The sequence below is a fragment of the Pseudomonas sp. GM33 genome (genome assembly GCF_000282295.1).
Lineage (GTDB): Bacteria > Pseudomonadota > Gammaproteobacteria > Pseudomonadales > Pseudomonadaceae > Aquipseudomonas > Aquipseudomonas laurylsulfatiphila.
In genome coordinates this window covers 19,124-35,249 of sequence record NZ_AKJO01000026.1, presented here as the reverse complement: position 1 = coordinate 35,249, position 16,126 = coordinate 19,124, and the positions used below count along the sequence as shown (strand labels likewise).

Here is a 16,126-nt window from a genome sequence, read left to right as displayed (position 1 = left end):
TCGAAAGAGTGGCCTTTTTTGTATCTGTTGAAAAAGTCCTTTCGCAACAATGATCTGTCACTGTGCAGCAAGCCGTTTGGGGCCACCCATGCGCCGGGTTCAGACTATGCTCTATCGCAGGCTGAAGCCCTCACGACTGATGTCGCGCCGTCTCCGCCGCCCGGTGATAGGCGTTAATATTTGTGATTATTTTTTTCTACAGGGATTGGTAACTTGGCTGGATACCCCCATCCTGTCGCGCACAATCCAAGAGGTGATTGATGCGCGCCAACTCGTCTGATTCACAAGACACTGTCACAGCGACACAACCGATCAAGGCTGAGCGTTTGCGCCTGCTTGATCGATTGAGCAAATACCGTCAACCCATTGGCCTGGCGGTCACCCTGCTGTTGTTCGCGATCGCGTTGATTGCCTGTCGCCACCTACTGAGCGAACTCGACCTTTACGCGCTGCACGACTCGATCCTCGAAGTTCCAAAACCTGCCTTGTTGGGTGCACTGGGCGCAACCGTGGTGGGCTTCATCATTCTGCTCGGCTACGAATGGTCGGCCAGCCGCTATGCCGGGGTGAGCCTGGCACCGCGCGAGTTGGCGCTGGGTGGCTTCACAGCCTTTGCCATCGGCAACGCCATCGGCCTTTCAATGTTGTCGGGCGGCTCGGTTCGCTATCGCCTCTATGCCCGTCATGGCCTGGGAGCGGCTGAAGTCGCGCGCATGACGCTGTTCGCCAGCCTCTCGCTAGGGTGCGCCCTGCCGCCGCTGGCCGCCCTGGCGACGCTCAGCGACCTCCCTGCAGCCGCCACCGCCCTGGGGCTCTCCGAGACCTTGCTTGGCGTAGTGGCGAGCGCCGTGCTCGTGCTGTTTTCGGTGCTGGCCATCGGTATCTACCGTCGCCGACTGCCGGAACAGCCTTACCCGGACAACCTGCTGGTCAGGATCGGGCGCCGCACCCTGCGCCTGCCCGGGACTCGCCTGACGTTCCTGCAATTGATCATCACCGCCCTGGACGTCGCCGCCGCCGCAACGGTGCTCTATCTGCTGCTGCCGGAAACGCCACCCTTCGGTGCGTTTCTTTTGGTGTACCTGCTGGCTTTGGCCGCTGGCGTGCTCAGTCATGTGCCGGGCGGTGTCGGGGTGTTCGAGGCGATCTTGCTGGCGGCCTTTTCCGACACCCTGGGTGCTGCGCCACTGGCGGCCGCCCTGCTGCTCTATCGCTTGATCTACGTGGTCCTGCCCTTGCTGGTGGCCTGCCTGCTGTTGCTGGTCAACGAAGGTCAACGCCTGTTCCAGACACGCCAGACCTTGCGCGCGGCCTCGGGCCTGGCGGCGCCGATACTGGCGGTGCTGGTATTTCTGTCCGGTGTTGTCCTGCTGTTCTCCGGCGCCACCCCGGAAATCGACACCCGCCTGGAACACATCGGTTTCCTGATCCCCCATCGACTGGTCGACGCTTCGCACTTTGGCGCCAGCCTGGTCGGCGTGCTTTGCCTGTTGCTGGCCCAGGGCCTGCGCCGCCGGCTGTCGGCCGCGTGGATGTTGACCACCATCCTGTTGCTGGTCGGCGCCCTCCTCTCACTGCTCAAGGGTTTCGACTGGGAAGAAGCCAGCCTGATGGTGCTGACGGCGAGCCTGCTCGGGGTATTCCGCCGCTCGTTCTACCGTCCCAGCCGTCTGACCGAAGTGCCGTTCTCGCCGCTGTACCTGGTGGCCAGCCTGTGCGTGCTCGGGGCGTCGATCTGGTTGCTGCTGTTTGCCTATCAGGACGTTCCGTACAGCCATCAACTCTGGTGGCAATTCACTCTGGACGCCGATGCCCCTCGCGGCCTGCGTTCGCTGCTCGGGGCTGCCGTGCTGCTGGTGGTGGTGTCGCTGACCTGGTTGCTGCGCACCGCGCGCCCGGTCATTCACCTGCCGACACCCGAGGAGCTGGAGCGCGCCAGCAAGATCCTCATGGCCTCCGCGCAACCCGATGGCGGCCTGGCCCTGACCGGTGACAAGGCGCTGCTGTTCCACCCCAACGACGAGGCGTTCCTGATGTACGCCCGTCGCGGCCGCAGCCTGGTGGCGCTGTATGATCCGATCGGACCGGGCCAGCAACGGGCGGAAATGATCTGGCAGTTCCGCGACCTGTGCGATATCCACCACGCCCGCCCCGTGTTCTATCAGGTACGCGCGGAAAACCTGCCGTACTACATGGACATCGGCCTGACCGCGATCAAGCTCGGCGAAGAAGCCCGGGTCGATCTCAAGCGTTTTGATCTCGAAGCCAAGGGCAAAGAGATGAAGGACCTGCGCTACACCTGGAACCGTGGCACCCGTGACGGCCTGTCGCTGGAGATCTTCGAGCCGGGCCAGGCGCCGATGGATGAACTCAAGGTAATTTCCGATGCCTGGCTGACCGGCAAGAACGTCCGCGAGAAGGGTTTTTCGCTGGGCCGTTTCAGCGATGACTACCTGAAGTATTTCCGCATCGCGGTGATTCGTTTCGAAGGACGCCCGGTGGCGTTCGCCAACTTGCTCGAGACCTACGGCCATGACCTGGCCAGCCTCGACCTGATGCGCGCGCACCCGGACGCCCCGAAGCTGACCATGGAATTCATGATGGTCGGTCTGATTCAACATTATAAAAACCATGGATACGCGCGTTTCAGCCTGGGCATGGTGCCGTTGTCGGGGTTGCAACCCCGTCGCGGCGCGCCATTGACCCAGCGCCTGGGCTCGATGGTATTCCGCCGTGGTGAGCAGCTGTACAACTTCCAGGGCTTGCGCCGCTTCAAAGACAAGTTCCAACCTGATTGGGAACCCCGTTATATGGCCGTGCCCGCCGGACTCGATCCGCTGGTTGCGCTGGCCGACACTGCCGCCCTGATCGCGGGCGGCTTGACCGGATTGGTGAAACGCTGATGATTCAACGCTCCTTGCGGTATGTTTTGGGCACACTGGTGATAGTGGCCCTGATTCTCGCTGGCGGTTTCTGGTACCTGAAACGCCCGGCACCGGAACCGACCCTCGAATCCCTGACCCCGGCCGACGGTGCGGCGATGACCCGCGTCATCCCCGGCACCACGCCACGCGCCCAGGTGCTGGTGGCGGTCAACGAAGACCAGAAACTCAGCGACAAGCAATTGATGACCCTTAGCCGCAGTGGCTCGGCGCAGATTGTCCAGGTGATCCTGCCCAAGGACTGCCTGCTGCAAAGCCGCGCCCTGCAATCGGGCCTGAGGGAACTCAAAGGCCCGGCGACCCTGGTCAGCGGCATCGGCCCGGGTGCCGTGCTGGCCTGGCGCTGGTTATCCGAGCAAAAGGACGACAAGGCTTACGCCGTCTCGGTCGACCTGGCCCTGGAAAAGGGTGGCTGCACTCACCTGCTGCCCAAAAGCGCGGCCCACGGCCACTGGCTGGCAGCGTGGAACGACAACCCGGACGACACCAGCGCCGGCTTCGTGCGTGATCAACCGAACGCCGAAACCAGCATCAGCGACTACGACATCAACCTGCCGCAAGTGCTGAACAACGAACTGCGCAAGATCCTCGTCGGCGGCGACAAAGCCGCCGGCGGCCTGCAGATTCCGGTGGTCGAAGTGCCGGCAGGTCAGGCCAGGGACACCGTGACCCTGTTCCTGTCCGGTGACGGCGGCTGGCGCGACCTCGACCGCGACGTGGCGGGCGAGATGGCCAAGATCGGCTACCCGGTGGTGGGCATCGACACGCTGCGCTACTACTGGCAGCACAAGAGCCCTGAGCAAAGCGCGCTGGACCTGGCCGAACTGATGCAGCACTACCGGCAGAAATGGGGCACCAAGCGCTTCATCCTGACCGGATACTCGTTTGGTGCCGACGTTCTGCCGGCGATCTATAACCGCCTGGCCGAATCGGAACAGCAACGCGTCGACGCGATCATCCTGCTGGCCTTCGCCCGCACCGGCAGCTTCGAGATCGAAGTCGAAGGCTGGCTCGGCAACGCAGGCAAGGAAGCCGCCACCGGCCCGGAGATGGCCAAGCTGCCAGCCGCCAAAGTGGTGTGCATCTACGGTGAAGAAGAAACCGACGAGAGTGGCTGCACCGACAAGACTGCGGTAGGCGAAGCGATGAAACTGCCCGGCGGTCATCACTTCGACGAGAACTACCCGGCGCTGGCCAAGCGTCTGGTAGAGATCATCGAGAAGCGTCAGCCGAAGGAAACAGCTGCTACAGAGTGATCTGACAGCCAGCAAAATAGCCCTCGTTACCTCACGGTAGCGGGGGCTTTTTCATTCCACCACACACCACATATCCTCTGTGGGAGCGAGCTTGCTCGCGATAGCGGTAGATCAGTCAGCATTTCTGTTGAATGTGGCACCGCCATCGCGAGCAAGCTCGCTCCCACAGAGGTTCTGAAGTATCCAGCGACCGGCCACAAAAAAGCCCCCGCTGCCGCAAGGCAACGGGGGCTTTTTTTGGGTCACTTACATCTCCACCTGAGTACCCAGTTCAATCACCCGGTTCAGCGGCAGATTGAAGAAACGCAAATTGCCGTTGGCGTTCTGCAACATGAAGGCAAACAGCGCCTCGCGCCAACGAGACATGCCTTCGAGCTTGGAGGCGATGACCGTCTCGCGACTGAGGAAGTACGTGGTGCGCATCGGGCTGAAGTCCAGTTCATCGAGATGACACAGCTTCAACGCCTTCGGTACGTCCGGCTCGTCGGTGAAGCCGAAGTGCAGGATCACCCGGAAGAAACCTTCGCCGTAGGAATCCACCTCGAAGCGCCGCGTCGGCGGTACCCGCGGGATGTCTTCGTACACCACCGTCAGCAGTACCACTTGCTCATGCAGCACCTGGTTATGCAGCAGGTTGTGCAACAGCGCGTGGGGCACGGCATCTGGCCGCGCCGTGAGGAACACGGCAGTTCCCTGAACGCGATGGGGCGGTTGTACCGCGATGCTGCTGATAAAGATCGGCAGCGGCAAACCACCCTCATCGATGCGCTCGACCAGCAACTGCTTGCCGCGCTTCCAGGTGGTCATCAGCACAAACAGAGCGAAACCGGCGATCACCGGAAAAGCACCGCCCTGAACGATTTTCGGCACGTTGGCGGCGAAGTACACACCGTCTACCAAGAGGAAACCCAACAGGATCGGCACCACAAGCACCGGTGGCCACTTCCATAGCAACAGGATCACCGCAGACACCAGGATACTGGTCATCAGCATGGTCCCGGTCACGGCCACACCGTAGGCCGAGGCCAGGGCGCCGGAGGATTCGAAACCCAGTACCAACAGCACCACGCCGACCATCAACGCCCAGTTCACCGCGCCGATGTAGATCTGGCCCTGTTCGGCACTGGAAGTGTGCCGGATGTGCATGCGCGGAATGTAACCGAGCTGGATCGCCTGACGGGTCAGGGAGAACGCACCGGAAATCACCGCTTGCGAGGCAATCACCGTGGCCAGGGTCGACAGGCCGACCAGCGGGATCAATGCCCAGCTCGGTGCCAGCAGGTAGAACGGGTTACGGGCAGCTTCCGGATCGCCCAGCAGGAGTGCGCCCTGGCCGAAGTAGTTCAGCACCAGCGCCGGCAGCACGAGGATGAACCAGGCACGAGCGATCGGCTTGCGACCGAAGTGGCCCATGTCCGCGTACAGCGCTTCGGCACCGGTCAGTGCGAGCACCACGGCGCCGAGAATCGACAGGCCCATGCCCGGATGCACCATGAAGAAACGCACGCCCCACACCGGGTTCATCGCTTCCAGGACTTCCGGATGCTGGCTGATGCCATAGACGCCCAGTGCACCCAGCACCAGGAACCAGGTAACCATGATCGGCCCGAACAGGATGCCGATGCGCGCGGTCCCGTGACTCTGGATCAGAAACAGCGCGACCAGCACCACCAGCGACAATGGCACCACCCAATGGTCGATGCCTTCGAATGCCAGCCCCAGGCCTTCAATCGCCGACAGCACGGAAATCGCCGGGGTAATCATGCTGTCGCCATAGAACAGCGCCGCACCGATCAGTCCGCAAACCACCAACAATGTGCGCAACTTCGCGTGGCCCGCCGCCGCCCGCCGGGCCAGTGCGGTCAGGGCCATGATCCCGCCTTCGCCCTGGTTGTCAGCGCGCAGGACGAACATCATGTACTTGATCGACACGACCCAGATCAGCGACCAGAAAATGAGTGCCAGAATCCCCAGCACCCCGTCATGGTTGACCGGCACGCCATAGCCTCCGGAAAACACTTCCTTGAGGGTGTACAACGGACTGGTGCCGATATCGCCATAAACCACCCCGACTGCCGCGACCAGCATACCGATCGGCTTCACCGCCGAATGCTCGGCACCGGCAGCCTGACTACTTGCCTGACCCATCCACCACTCCTACTTCTCAGACCCGGGCTTCTTTGAAAGAAGCACTATGCTTTGTCGTGCAGCATGCGCTGTTTTACTTCAGGTTACAGACGTTTTGTTGACTGTAAAAAACCAGTAAAGCGTAACGGCGCGAAGCATAGCGCAGCACTCGTCGTATTTCCCTGCATAAAGCTGGTCAAGTGGGCTTACCATCGCTAGAATTGCGCACTTTTTGACCAGAGGCGCCAAATGAGCGCCCGTCCGTCGTCTTGCCGCACTCGGCACGAGGCGTCACAAAATACCGAGGTTAGACATGTCCACCACTCCTGCGTCGGCCAATCCAAAGGTTGGCTTCGTATCCCTGGGTTGCCCCAAAGCACTGGTCGACTCCGAGCGCATCCTTACCCAGCTGCGCATGGAGGGCTATGACGTCGTGTCCACCTACCAGGACGCCGATGTCGTGGTGGTCAACACCTGCGGCTTCATCGACTCGGCCAAGGCCGAGTCCCTGGAAGTGATCGGCGAAGCCATCAAGGAAAACGGCAAGGTCATCGTGACCGGCTGCATGGGCGTCGAAGAAGGCAACATTCGCGACGTACACCCGAGCGTGCTGGCCGTGACCGGTCCGCAGCAGTACGAGCAAGTGGTCAACGCCGTGCACGAAGTCGTGCCGCCACGCCAGGACCACAACCCGCTGATCGACCTGGTGCCGCCACAAGGCATCAAGCTGACTCCGCGCCACTACGCCTACCTGAAGATTTCCGAAGGCTGCAACCATAGCTGCAGCTTCTGCATCATCCCGTCGATGCGCGGCAAACTGGTCAGCCGTCCGGTGGGCGACGTGCTCGACGAGGCCCAGCGCCTGGTCAAGTCCGGCGTCAAGGAACTGTTGGTGATCTCCCAGGACACCAGCGCCTATGGCGTCGACGTGAAATACCGCACCGGTTTCTGGAACGGCGCGCCGGTGAAAACCCGCATGACCGAACTCTGCGAAGCCCTCAGCACCCTCGGCGTCTGGGTTCGCCTGCACTACGTTTACCCGTACCCGCACGTTGACGAGCTGATCCCGCTGATGGCCGCCGGCAAGATCCTGCCGTACCTGGACATCCCGTTCCAGCACGCCAGCCCGAAAGTGTTGAAGTCGATGAAACGCCCGGCCTTCGAAGACAAGACCCTGGCACGCATCAAGAACTGGCGCGAAATCTGCCCGGACCTGATCATCCGTTCGACCTTCATCGTCGGCTTCCCGGGCGAAACCGAAGAGGACTTCCAGTACTTGCTGAACTGGCTGACCGAAGCCCAGCTCGACCGTGTCGGCTGCTTCCAGTACTCGCCGGTAGAAGGCGCACCGGCCAATGACCTGGACCTGGAAGTCGTCCCGGACGACGTCAAGCAGGACCGTTGGGAGCGTTTCATGGCGCACCAGCAGGCCATCAGCTCGGCGCGCCTGCAAATGCGCATCGGCCGCGAGATCGAAGTGCTGGTCGATGAAGTCGACGAGCAAGGCGCCGTGGGCCGCTGCTTCTTCGACGCACCGGAAATCGACGGTAACGTATTCATCGACAACGGCAGCAACCTCAAGCCAGGCGACAAGGTCTGGTGCAAAGTGACCGACGCCGACGAGTACGACCTGTGGGCTGAACAGATCTAAACGCAAAAAATACAAAAAGCCCCGCTCTCTTGACGAGATGCGGGGCTTTTTTACGGCTATCGTTTGCACATGGAAGGATTCCTATCAACCACTGCAAAAGAGGCAGACGGGCATGCGTCAGCATTCGGTCATCCACACGCCGAAACTCGGCGACTACGAAGAATTGACCCGGGTCTGGGAGGCCTCGGTGCGCGCCACCCACGACTTTCTGCCGGACAGCTACATCGAACTGCTGAAAAACCTGGTGCTGACCCGCTACCTCGACTCGGTGATGCTGATCTGCACCAAGGATTCGAGCCAGCGCATCACCGGATTCGCCGGCGTCGCGGCAGGCAAGATCGAAATGCTCTTCATCGACCCCGACCATCGCGGCCAGGGCCTGGGCAAGAAATTGTTGCGCTATGCCCTGGAACACCTGAACGCCGATGAACTGGACGTCAACGAACAGAACCCGCAAGCCCTCGGCTTTTACTTCAAGCAGGGTTTCGAAGTCATCGGTCGCTCGGAAGTCGATGGCATGGGCCAGCCGTATCCGTTGCTGCACATGCGTATGCGTCAGCCAGAACAACTCACACGCAGTGGCTGACACAACCAGGAACCAAATGTGGGAGCGGGCTTGCTCGCGAAGAGGCCATCAAATTCAACATCAATATTGGCTGATAAACCGCTTTCGCGAGCAAGCCCGCTCCCACAAAAAGCCTCACTGCGCAAATGGAACCGGGATTAACCGGCGCCAGGCAGGTACAATGCCTACCCCCTTTTTGTTACGGCCCTGACATGACTGACCCGATTCGTCTCTCCAAACGCCTCATCGAACTCGTCGGCTGCTCCCGTCGGGAGGCTGAGCTGTTCATCGAGGGCGGCTGGGTCACCGTCGACGGTGTGGTCATCGACGAGCCGCAATTCAAGGTCGACACCCAGAAAGTCGAGCTTGATCCAGAAGCCAAGGCCACCGCGCCGGAACCTGTGACCCTGCTGCTCAATGTGCCGGCCGGCATGGACGCAGACACCGCCATGGCCACCCTCGGCGCCGAGACCCTGAGCGAAGAACACCGCTACGGCAAGCGTCCGTTGCGCGGGCATTTCCTGCGCCTGACCGCCAGCACCGACCTGCAGGCCAACGCCAGCGGGCTGCTGGTGTTCACCCAGGACTGGAAAATCCTGCGCAAGCTCACCGCCGACTCCAGCAAGATCGAGCAAGAGTATGTGGTCGAGGTTGAAGGCGAGATGGTGGCTCACGGCCTCAACCGTCTGAACCATGGCCTGACCTACAAGGGCAAGGAGTTGCCGGCGGTCAAGGCCAGCTGGCAGAACGAAAACCGCCTGCGCTTTGCCATGAAGAACCCGCAACCGGGCATCATCGCCCTGCTGTGCCAGGCCGTCGGCCTGAAGGTCGTCGCCATCCGCCGCATCCGCATCGGCGGCGTGTCCATCGGCAAAGTGCCCGTGGGGCAATGGCGCTACTTGTCCGGCAAAGAGAAGTTCTAAGGCTATCCGCGCCGCCACACTTTTCGGTGCTGCTGTTTTCGGCGGCACCCATAGCTGAATTATCAGGACTGCACACATGATTCATAATGACGTACTGCGCAGCGTGCGCTACATGCTCGACATCAGCGACAAGAAAGTCATCGAGATCATCAAGCTCGGCGGCCTGGACGTGACCCTGGCAGACCTGGTGACCTATCTCGACAAGAAAGAGGAAGACGAAGAAGGCTTCGTGCGCTGCCCGGACGAAGTCATGGCACATTTCCTCGACGGCCTGGTGATCTTCAAGCGCGGCAAGGACGAAAGCCGTCCGCCGCAGCCGATCGAAGTGCCGGTGACCAACAACATCATCCTGAAAAAGCTGCGGGTGGCGTTCGAGCTGAAAGAAGACGACATGCACGCGATCCTCAAGGCCGCCGAGTTCCCGGTGTCCAAGCCTGAGCTGAGCGCGCTGTTCCGCAAGTTCGGCCACACCAACTATCGCCCGTGCGGCGACCAGTTGCTGCGCAACTTCCTCAAGGGCCTGACCCTGCGCGTTCGCCCCCAATAAACCACCGCCCCCTGTAAGAGCTGCCGCAGGCTGCGATCTTTTGATCTTGCTTTAAAAAAACAAGATCAAAAGATCGCAGCCTGCGGCAGCTCCTACACAGGTGGTTCAGGGCTTGGCCGTATGGCCATTCATTCCGCGCAAAAATAGTGGCTCCGTTTCGAACGGCTGACGACTAGGGTATCAAGACCCTCAGCTCTCAGGATTCGCCATGCATCCCTACTTTTCCCTGCAAGGCCGCACCGCCCTGGTGACCGGCGGCACCCGTGGTATCGGCAAGATGATCGCCAAGGCCTACGTCGAAGCAGGCGCCACCGTGTACGTCTGCGCCCGCGACGCCGAAGCCTGCCGGCAAACCGCCGACGAACTCAGCGCGCTTGGACACTGCCACGCCATGGTTGCCAACCTCGCCACCGAAGAGGGCGTCCTGCAACTGGCCACACGCCTGGGGGAGCAGATTTCCCATCTGGACATCCTGGTGAACAATGCCGGCACCACCTGGGGTGCGCCACTGGAGAGCTACCCGATCAAGGGCTGGGAAAAAGTCATGCAGCTCAACGTGACATCGGTATTCAATTGCATCCAGCAATTCCTGCCCCTGCTGCGCAAGGCCGGTTCAGCGCAGAATCCCGCGCGAATCATCAACATTGGTTCGGTAGCCGGGATTTCATCCTTCGGCGAACAGGCGTATGCCTACGGGCCGAGCAAGGCGGCGCTGCATCAACTGTCGAGGATTCTGGCGCGCGAACTGGTGAGCCAGCACATCAATGTCAATGTGATCGCACCGGGTCGTTTTCCAAGCAAGATGACCCGGCACATTGGCGATGATGAACAGGCACTGGCTGAGGATACGGCGCTGATTCCCATGAAGCGCTGGGGCCGCGAGGAAGAGATGGCGGCGCTGGCGATCAGTCTGGCGAGCACGGCCGGAGCCTATATGACCGGGAACATCATTGCGCTGGATGGCGGGTTCAGTCTGTAGATCGGCGGCGCGCCCATCGCGGGCAAGCCACGCTCCCACAGGTTTTATGCCATACACAAAACTTGTGTGCGCTCGAGATCCCTGTGGGAGCGGGCTTGCCCGCGATGACGGAATGACAGGCACCGCCTAAGCAATGGTTGATCGGGTTATCATGCCCACTCTCTTCCCACCTCGACCGCAAACCATGACCTACAGCGTTTCCCCCATCGGCTTCGTGCGCTCCTGCTTCAAGGAGAAGTTCGCCATTCCGCGCCAGCCACAACTGGCCCCGGCCGCCCGTGGGGTGCTGGAACTGGTGGCCCCGTTCGATCAAGGGGACGCGGTGCAGGGCCTGGAGCAAGTCAGCCACGTGTGGCTGCTGTTCCTGTTCCACCAGGCCCTGGAGGAAAAGCCTCGCCTGAAGGTCCGCCCTCCTCGTCTCGGCGGCAACAAATCCATGGGCGTGTTCGCCACCCGTGCCACCCACCGCCCCAATGGCATCGGGCAATCAGTGGTGAAACTGGACAGGGTCGAAGCCAACCGTCTGTGGATCTCGGGCATCGATCTGCTGGATGGCACACCGATTCTCGATATCAAGCCCTACGTGCCCTACGCCGACATCATCGATACAGCCGCCAACAGCATCGCCAGCGCTGCGCCGCAGCTGATTCCCGTGCAGTGGACGGACTCAGCGCTGCTGCAGGCTCACGAGCATGCCCGGCGCCTTGATGAGCCTTTGGTTGAGTTGATCGAGCAATGCCTGGCACAGGATCCCCGCCCGGCCTATCAAATACCTGCACCCGAGCGGGAATACGGTGCGCAGTTCTGGGATCTGGATGTGCGTTGGCATTACCCGACACCGGAGCTGATCCGCGTCCTGGAAGTCATTCCTGCAAAGGGCTGAACGCTGGAAACGAATAAGCCCGCCTGACCTTCCCAAGTCATGCGGGCTTTTCAGATGCGCTGCAAATCTACTGTAGGAGCGAGCCTGCTCGCGAAAAACCTGAGGACGCCGCTGGGTATCAAGCTTCCCGCGTTATCGTTGACCTCCATCGCGAGCAGGCTCGCTCCTACACGTGACCTGCGGTCACTTCTCTACGAACGCACGCTCGATCAGGTAGTCACCCGGCTCGCGCATCCGCGGCGAAACCTTCAGGCCGAAGCTGTTCAGTACTTCGCTGGTCTCGTCGAGCATGCTCGGGCTGCCGCACAGCATGGCGCGGTCGTCCTGCGGGTTGATCGGAGGCAGACCGATGTCGCTGAACAGCTTGCCGCTGCGCATCAGGTCGGTCAGGCGACCTTCGTTCTCGAACGGCTCGCGGGTCACGGTCGGGTAGTAGATCAACTTGTCACGCAGCGCTTCGCCGAAGAATTCGTTCTGCGGCAGGTGCTCGGTGATGAACTCGCGGTAAGCGACTTCGTTGACGTAACGCACGCCGTGGCACAGGATCACTTTTTCGAAACGCTCGTAGGTTTCCGGGTCCTGGATGACGCTCATGAACGGCGCCAGACCGGTACCGGTGCTGAGCAGGTACAAATGTTTGCCAGGCTTCAAGTCATCCAGCACCAGCGTGCCGGTAGGCTTCTTGCTGATGATGATCTCGTCGCCTTCCTTCAGATGCTGCAACTGCGAAGTCAGCGGACCATCAGGCACCTTGATGCTGAAGAACTCGAGATGCTCTTCCCAGTTCGGGCTGGCAATCGAGTAAGCACGCATAAGCGGGCGGCCGTTGGGCTGTTGCAGGCCGATCATCACGAACTGACCGTTCTCGAAGCGCAGGCCCGGATCACGGGTGCACTTGAAGCTGAACAGAGTGTCGTTCCAGTGGTGAACACTGAGGACACGCTCGTGGTTCATGTTGCTCATGTACGTGGGACTCCTGGAGATTGGTCTGCGCGTGTTCGGTGTGCTCTGCAAGAAAGCCAGCTCTGCGCAATTGCATCGCATTCTAAAGGCAGAGACAATATCTGTTAAATGGATTATTAAGATAAGGGTTATCGGTTATATCGATATGCGATTTACTCTCCGTCAACTTCAAGTATTCGTCGCCGTCGCCCAGCAGGAAAGCGTGTCCCGTGCTGCGGGCCTGCTCAACCTCTCGCAATCGGCGGCGAGCACCTCGATCACCGAACTGGAGCGCCAGTGCAGCTGCCAGTTGTTCGACCGCGCCGGTAAACGGCTGAGCCTGAACGCCCTTGGTAAACAACTGTTACCGCAAGCGGTCGCCCTGCTCGACCAGGCCAAGGAAATCGAAGACCTGCTCAATGGCAAGTCCGGTTTCGGCTCGCTGGCCGTGGGCGCGACCCTGACCATCGGCAATTACCTGGCCACCCTGCTGATCGGCAGCTTCATGCAGCGCCATCCGGAAAGCCAGGTGAAGCTGCACGTGCAGAACACTGCCAACATTGTGCAACAGGTGGCCCACTATGAAATTGACCTGGGTCTGATCGAAGGCGACTGCAGTCACCCGGACATCGAAGTGCAAAGCTGGGTCGAAGACGAACTGGTGGTGTTTTGCGCCCCTCAACATCCGCTGGCCAAGCGCGGCACGGCCACCATGGACGAGTTGAGCCACGAAGCGTGGATCTTGCGCGAACAGGGCTCCGGCACACGGCTGACCTTCGATCAAGCCATGCGTCATCACCGTTCTTCCTTGAATATCCGACTGGAGCTTGAGCACACCGAGGCGATCAAGCGCGCGGTGGAGTCAGGTTTGGGGATTGGCTGCATTTCCCGGCTGGCTTTGCGCGACGCATTCCGCCGCGGCAGCCTGGTGCCTGTCGAGACGCCGGATCTGGATCTGGCGCGACAGTTTTATTTCATCTGGCATAAACAGAAATATCAGACCTCGGCGATGCGCGAATTCCTCGACCTGTGCCGCGCCTTCACCGCCGGGGTTCAGCGCAGCGACGAGATCGTGCTGCCGACGATCGCTTAGAGCAGGATGACCGCCCACACCAGGGCAATCATGCTCAATGCCACGAACTGGGCGGCACTGCCCATGTCCTTGGCATTCTTGGACAGCGGGTGCCGTTCAAGGGAAATGCGGTCGATGGCCGCTTCCACGGCCGAATTGAGCAACTCGACGATCAACGCCAACAGGCATACCGCGATCAACAACGCCTGTTCGACCCGGCTGACATTCAGGAAGAACGACAAGGGAATCAGGATGACGTTGAGCAATACCAGTTGCCGAAAGGCGGCTTCGCCGGTGAAGGCTACGCGCAGGCCATCCAACGAATAACCGGAGGCATTGAGGATTCGTTTCAGGCCGGTCTGGCCTTTGAAAGGTGACATAGAGTGGGCAACTGACAAAAAAGGAAGTGGGAAAGCTAGTTCAACCAAAGTCAAAAAAGCGTGAAGTTGCCAGCCTTTAATGGCTGGAAGTTGACTCAAGTTGTTGCAAGAGCAGAGCAGCCTGGGTCCGGGTCCGCACATTCAGTTTACGGAAAATCGCGGTCACGTGCGCCTTGATAGTCGCCTCGGAAACACTCAACTCGTAGGCGATCTGCTTGTTCAACAAGCCTTCGCAGACCATAGTCAGCACCCGGAATTGCTGCGGTGTCAGACTGGCAAGGCCTTCGCTGGCCGCCTTGGCCTCTGCCGAAACGCTGACCGCTTCGAACGCCTGCGGTGGCCAGAACACATCGCCATCGAGGACCGCACGCACGGCTTTCTGGATCACACTCAAGTCGCTGGATTTGGGAATGAAGCCACTGGCGCCGAACTCACGGGACTTGACCATGATGGTCGGTTCTTCCTGGGCCGAGACCATGACCACCGGAATCTGCGGGTACTGACCGCGCAGCAGGACCAGCCCGGAAAAACCGTAGGCCCCCGGCATGTTCAAGTCCAGCAGTACCAGATCCCAGTCGGACTTTTCCGTCAGGCGGACTTCCAGTTCGGCAATGCTCGCCACCTCCACCAGACGGACATCCGGGCCAAGGCCCAGGGTCAACGCTTGATGCAAGGCACTACGAAACAGTGGGTGGTCATCGGCAATCAGGATTTCGTATGTGGCCATTTTTCAAATGATCCTGTTTTTCATGGGACGCCCGATGCATTCGGAGCTCGCCAAAACACCTCAAGGCACAGCCATGGAGCTGCACTGACCAGGCACGTTCAACGCAAGAAACGCCATTGCAAACGCTGGCCGCACCCTGATCGGCGCCAAGCATGCCCAGCGAAGCCGGGGTGGTCAAGCCGCATGCCCGGTACAGTTTATTGCAGTATGAGCGACAATCAGCCCACCCATGGAGTGAGCGACTGGACATAGGGCATCAACTCGGCATGCGCCGGCGTCGAAACGTTCATGTCCAACTGATGTTTGGCGTCGAGGTAATGCTGGCTGAACACATCAAAGTAGGCATCCAGCGCCGAGGCTGCGTCGACATCGCCCGCAAGGTCGAGACACAGCGCCGCCACTTCCGCCGTGCACAGATGCTCGCTGCGGGTCGAGCGGCGCAACCGGTAGCGCGAGAGTTTTTCGGGCAGCAGGCTGAGGATCGGCAATCGATCGAAATAGGGGCTCTTGCGAAAGATCTTTCGCGCTTCGGTCCAGGTCGCGTCCAACAGAATGAACAACGGACGCTTCGTGCCATCGATATCCACACTGTTTGTCACCCGCTCAGGCTCGACATATTCACCCGGAAACACCAGGTACGGCTGCCATTGCGGGTCGGACAACAGCGCCAGCAACTTCGGATCGACCTCGGTACGGGACCAGATGAAGGCATGGTTGTCAGGAACCACATCGGCGATCAGCCAACCGGTGTTGCTCGGCTTGAACACTTCCTTGTTGGTCATGATCAGGCACACACCGGAGCGGGTCGCGACCTGCGGACGCCATGCGCACAAGCAGTGGCTCTCGATCACCCGGCAGTCACGGCAACGCGGCGCACGCCAGCCGCGGGCCTGAATCGGCTTGATGCCCTCCTCCTCACGCTGATCGCGCAAGCGGGCTACGGCATTCATGGCAAAGCGCGCGGGGGTGGGGCTCATAGCGGACAACGCCCACAGAGAAGGAAACTCGACACGAAACACACTCGACAGGGTAAAAAGTGCCAGCAGTTTACCAGACCGCCCGGCGCAAGCCTGTACCGTCCAGCCCGCCTCCCCTATAATTCGCCGCCACTGAACGCACAGTCACGTGACGG

14 protein-coding genes are annotated in these 16,126 nt (G+C 60.6%); 9 read left to right on the top strand and 5 right to left on the bottom strand.

Translation table 11 applies throughout. The features are described 5' to 3' along the window. Nucleotides 1-260: 260 nt before the first annotated feature. Nucleotides 261-2,903: a bifunctional lysylphosphatidylglycerol flippase/synthetase MprF gene (gene mprF, locus PMI26_RS24690; RefSeq protein WP_007971173.1), complete on the top strand. Its 2,643-nt coding sequence runs from the start codon at nucleotides 261-263 to the stop codon at nucleotides 2,901-2,903. Beyond that, nucleotides 2,903-4,198 (top strand): virulence factor family protein, encoded by a 1,296-nt coding sequence (locus PMI26_RS24695; protein WP_007971171.1) that lies wholly within the window; start codon nucleotides 2,903-2,905, stop codon nucleotides 4,196-4,198. Before mprF ends, PMI26_RS24695 begins: the two co-directional genes overlap by 1 nt. Nucleotides 4,199-4,444: 246 nt before the next feature. On the opposite strand, the gene PMI26_RS24700 is transcribed toward PMI26_RS24695, so the two are convergent. Further along, nucleotides 4,445-6,346: a potassium transporter Kup gene (locus tag PMI26_RS24700; protein ID WP_007971169.1), complete on the bottom strand. Its 1,902-nt coding sequence runs from the start codon at nucleotides 6,344-6,346 to the stop codon at nucleotides 4,445-4,447. A 292-nt stretch (nucleotides 6,347-6,638) separates the two neighbouring features. Between PMI26_RS24700 and rimO the strand changes: the two genes are divergently transcribed. The 6 genes from rimO to tsaA all read left to right on the top strand — a co-directional run bounded on the left by rimO (nucleotide 6,639) and on the right by tsaA (nucleotide 11,873). Further along, nucleotides 6,639-7,976, top strand: coding sequence for a 30S ribosomal protein S12 methylthiotransferase RimO (rimO, locus tag PMI26_RS24705; protein WP_007971167.1), 1,338 nt, complete (start codon nucleotides 6,639-6,641; stop codon nucleotides 7,974-7,976). 112 nt (nucleotides 7,977-8,088) lie between these two features. Then, nucleotides 8,089-8,562 carry a GNAT family N-acetyltransferase gene (locus PMI26_RS24710; protein ID WP_007971165.1) on the top strand — a complete coding sequence of 158 codons (474 nt, stop codon included), beginning with the start codon at nucleotides 8,089-8,091 and terminating at the stop codon, nucleotides 8,560-8,562. A gap of 191 nt (nucleotides 8,563-8,753) precedes the next feature. Continuing rightward, the gene (locus PMI26_RS24715) at nucleotides 8,754-9,464 is read left to right on the top strand and encodes an rRNA pseudouridine synthase (RefSeq protein WP_007971163.1); all 711 of its coding nucleotides are present in this window, start codon (nucleotides 8,754-8,756) and stop codon (nucleotides 9,462-9,464) included. Nucleotides 9,465-9,540: 76 nt separating this feature from the next. Then, complete coding sequence (locus tag PMI26_RS24720; RefSeq protein ID WP_007971161.1) at nucleotides 9,541-10,011, top strand: DUF1456 family protein; 471 nt, start codon at nucleotides 9,541-9,543, stop codon at nucleotides 10,009-10,011. 208 nt (nucleotides 10,012-10,219) lie between these two features. After that, nucleotides 10,220-10,990: an SDR family oxidoreductase gene (locus PMI26_RS24725; protein ID WP_007971160.1), complete on the top strand. Its 771-nt coding sequence runs from the start codon at nucleotides 10,220-10,222 to the stop codon at nucleotides 10,988-10,990. 184 nt (nucleotides 10,991-11,174) lie between these two features. Further along, the gene (gene tsaA / locus PMI26_RS24730; RefSeq protein WP_007971159.1) at nucleotides 11,175-11,873 is read left to right on the top strand and encodes a tRNA (N6-threonylcarbamoyladenosine(37)-N6)-methyltransferase TrmO; all 699 of its coding nucleotides are present in this window, start codon (nucleotides 11,175-11,177) and stop codon (nucleotides 11,871-11,873) included. A 183-nt stretch (nucleotides 11,874-12,056) separates the two neighbouring features. On the opposite strand, the gene fpr is transcribed toward tsaA, so the two are convergent. Next, a complete protein-coding gene (fpr, locus tag PMI26_RS24735; RefSeq protein WP_003443014.1) occupies nucleotides 12,057-12,836 on the bottom strand; it encodes a ferredoxin-NADP reductase in 780 nt (259 codons plus the stop codon). Between the two features lie 145 nt (nucleotides 12,837-12,981). Here fpr and PMI26_RS24740 point away from each other — a divergent pair, with 145 nt between their 5' ends. Further along, nucleotides 12,982-13,908, top strand: a complete 927-nt coding sequence (locus tag PMI26_RS24740) for a LysR family transcriptional regulator (RefSeq protein WP_033047456.1) — start codon at nucleotides 12,982-12,984, stop codon at nucleotides 13,906-13,908. Here PMI26_RS24740 and PMI26_RS24745 read toward each other — a convergent pair. The 3 genes from PMI26_RS24745 to PMI26_RS24755 form a co-directional block, all read right to left on the bottom strand. After that, complete coding sequence (locus tag PMI26_RS24745) at nucleotides 13,905-14,267, bottom strand: diacylglycerol kinase (protein ID WP_007971157.1); 363 nt, start codon at nucleotides 14,265-14,267, stop codon at nucleotides 13,905-13,907. The genes PMI26_RS24740 and PMI26_RS24745 overlap by 4 nt on opposite strands. 76 nt (nucleotides 14,268-14,343) lie before the next feature. Continuing rightward, nucleotides 14,344-14,994 carry a response regulator transcription factor ErdR gene (gene erdR / locus PMI26_RS24750; RefSeq protein ID WP_007971156.1) on the bottom strand — a complete coding sequence of 217 codons (651 nt, stop codon included), beginning with the start codon at nucleotides 14,992-14,994 and terminating at the stop codon, nucleotides 14,344-14,346. 218 nt (nucleotides 14,995-15,212) lie between these two features. After that, entirely contained in the window at nucleotides 15,213-15,971 is a 759-nt protein-coding gene (locus PMI26_RS24755) for a tRNA-uridine aminocarboxypropyltransferase (protein WP_007971155.1), read from the bottom strand. Nucleotides 15,972-16,126 lie beyond the last annotated feature (155 nt).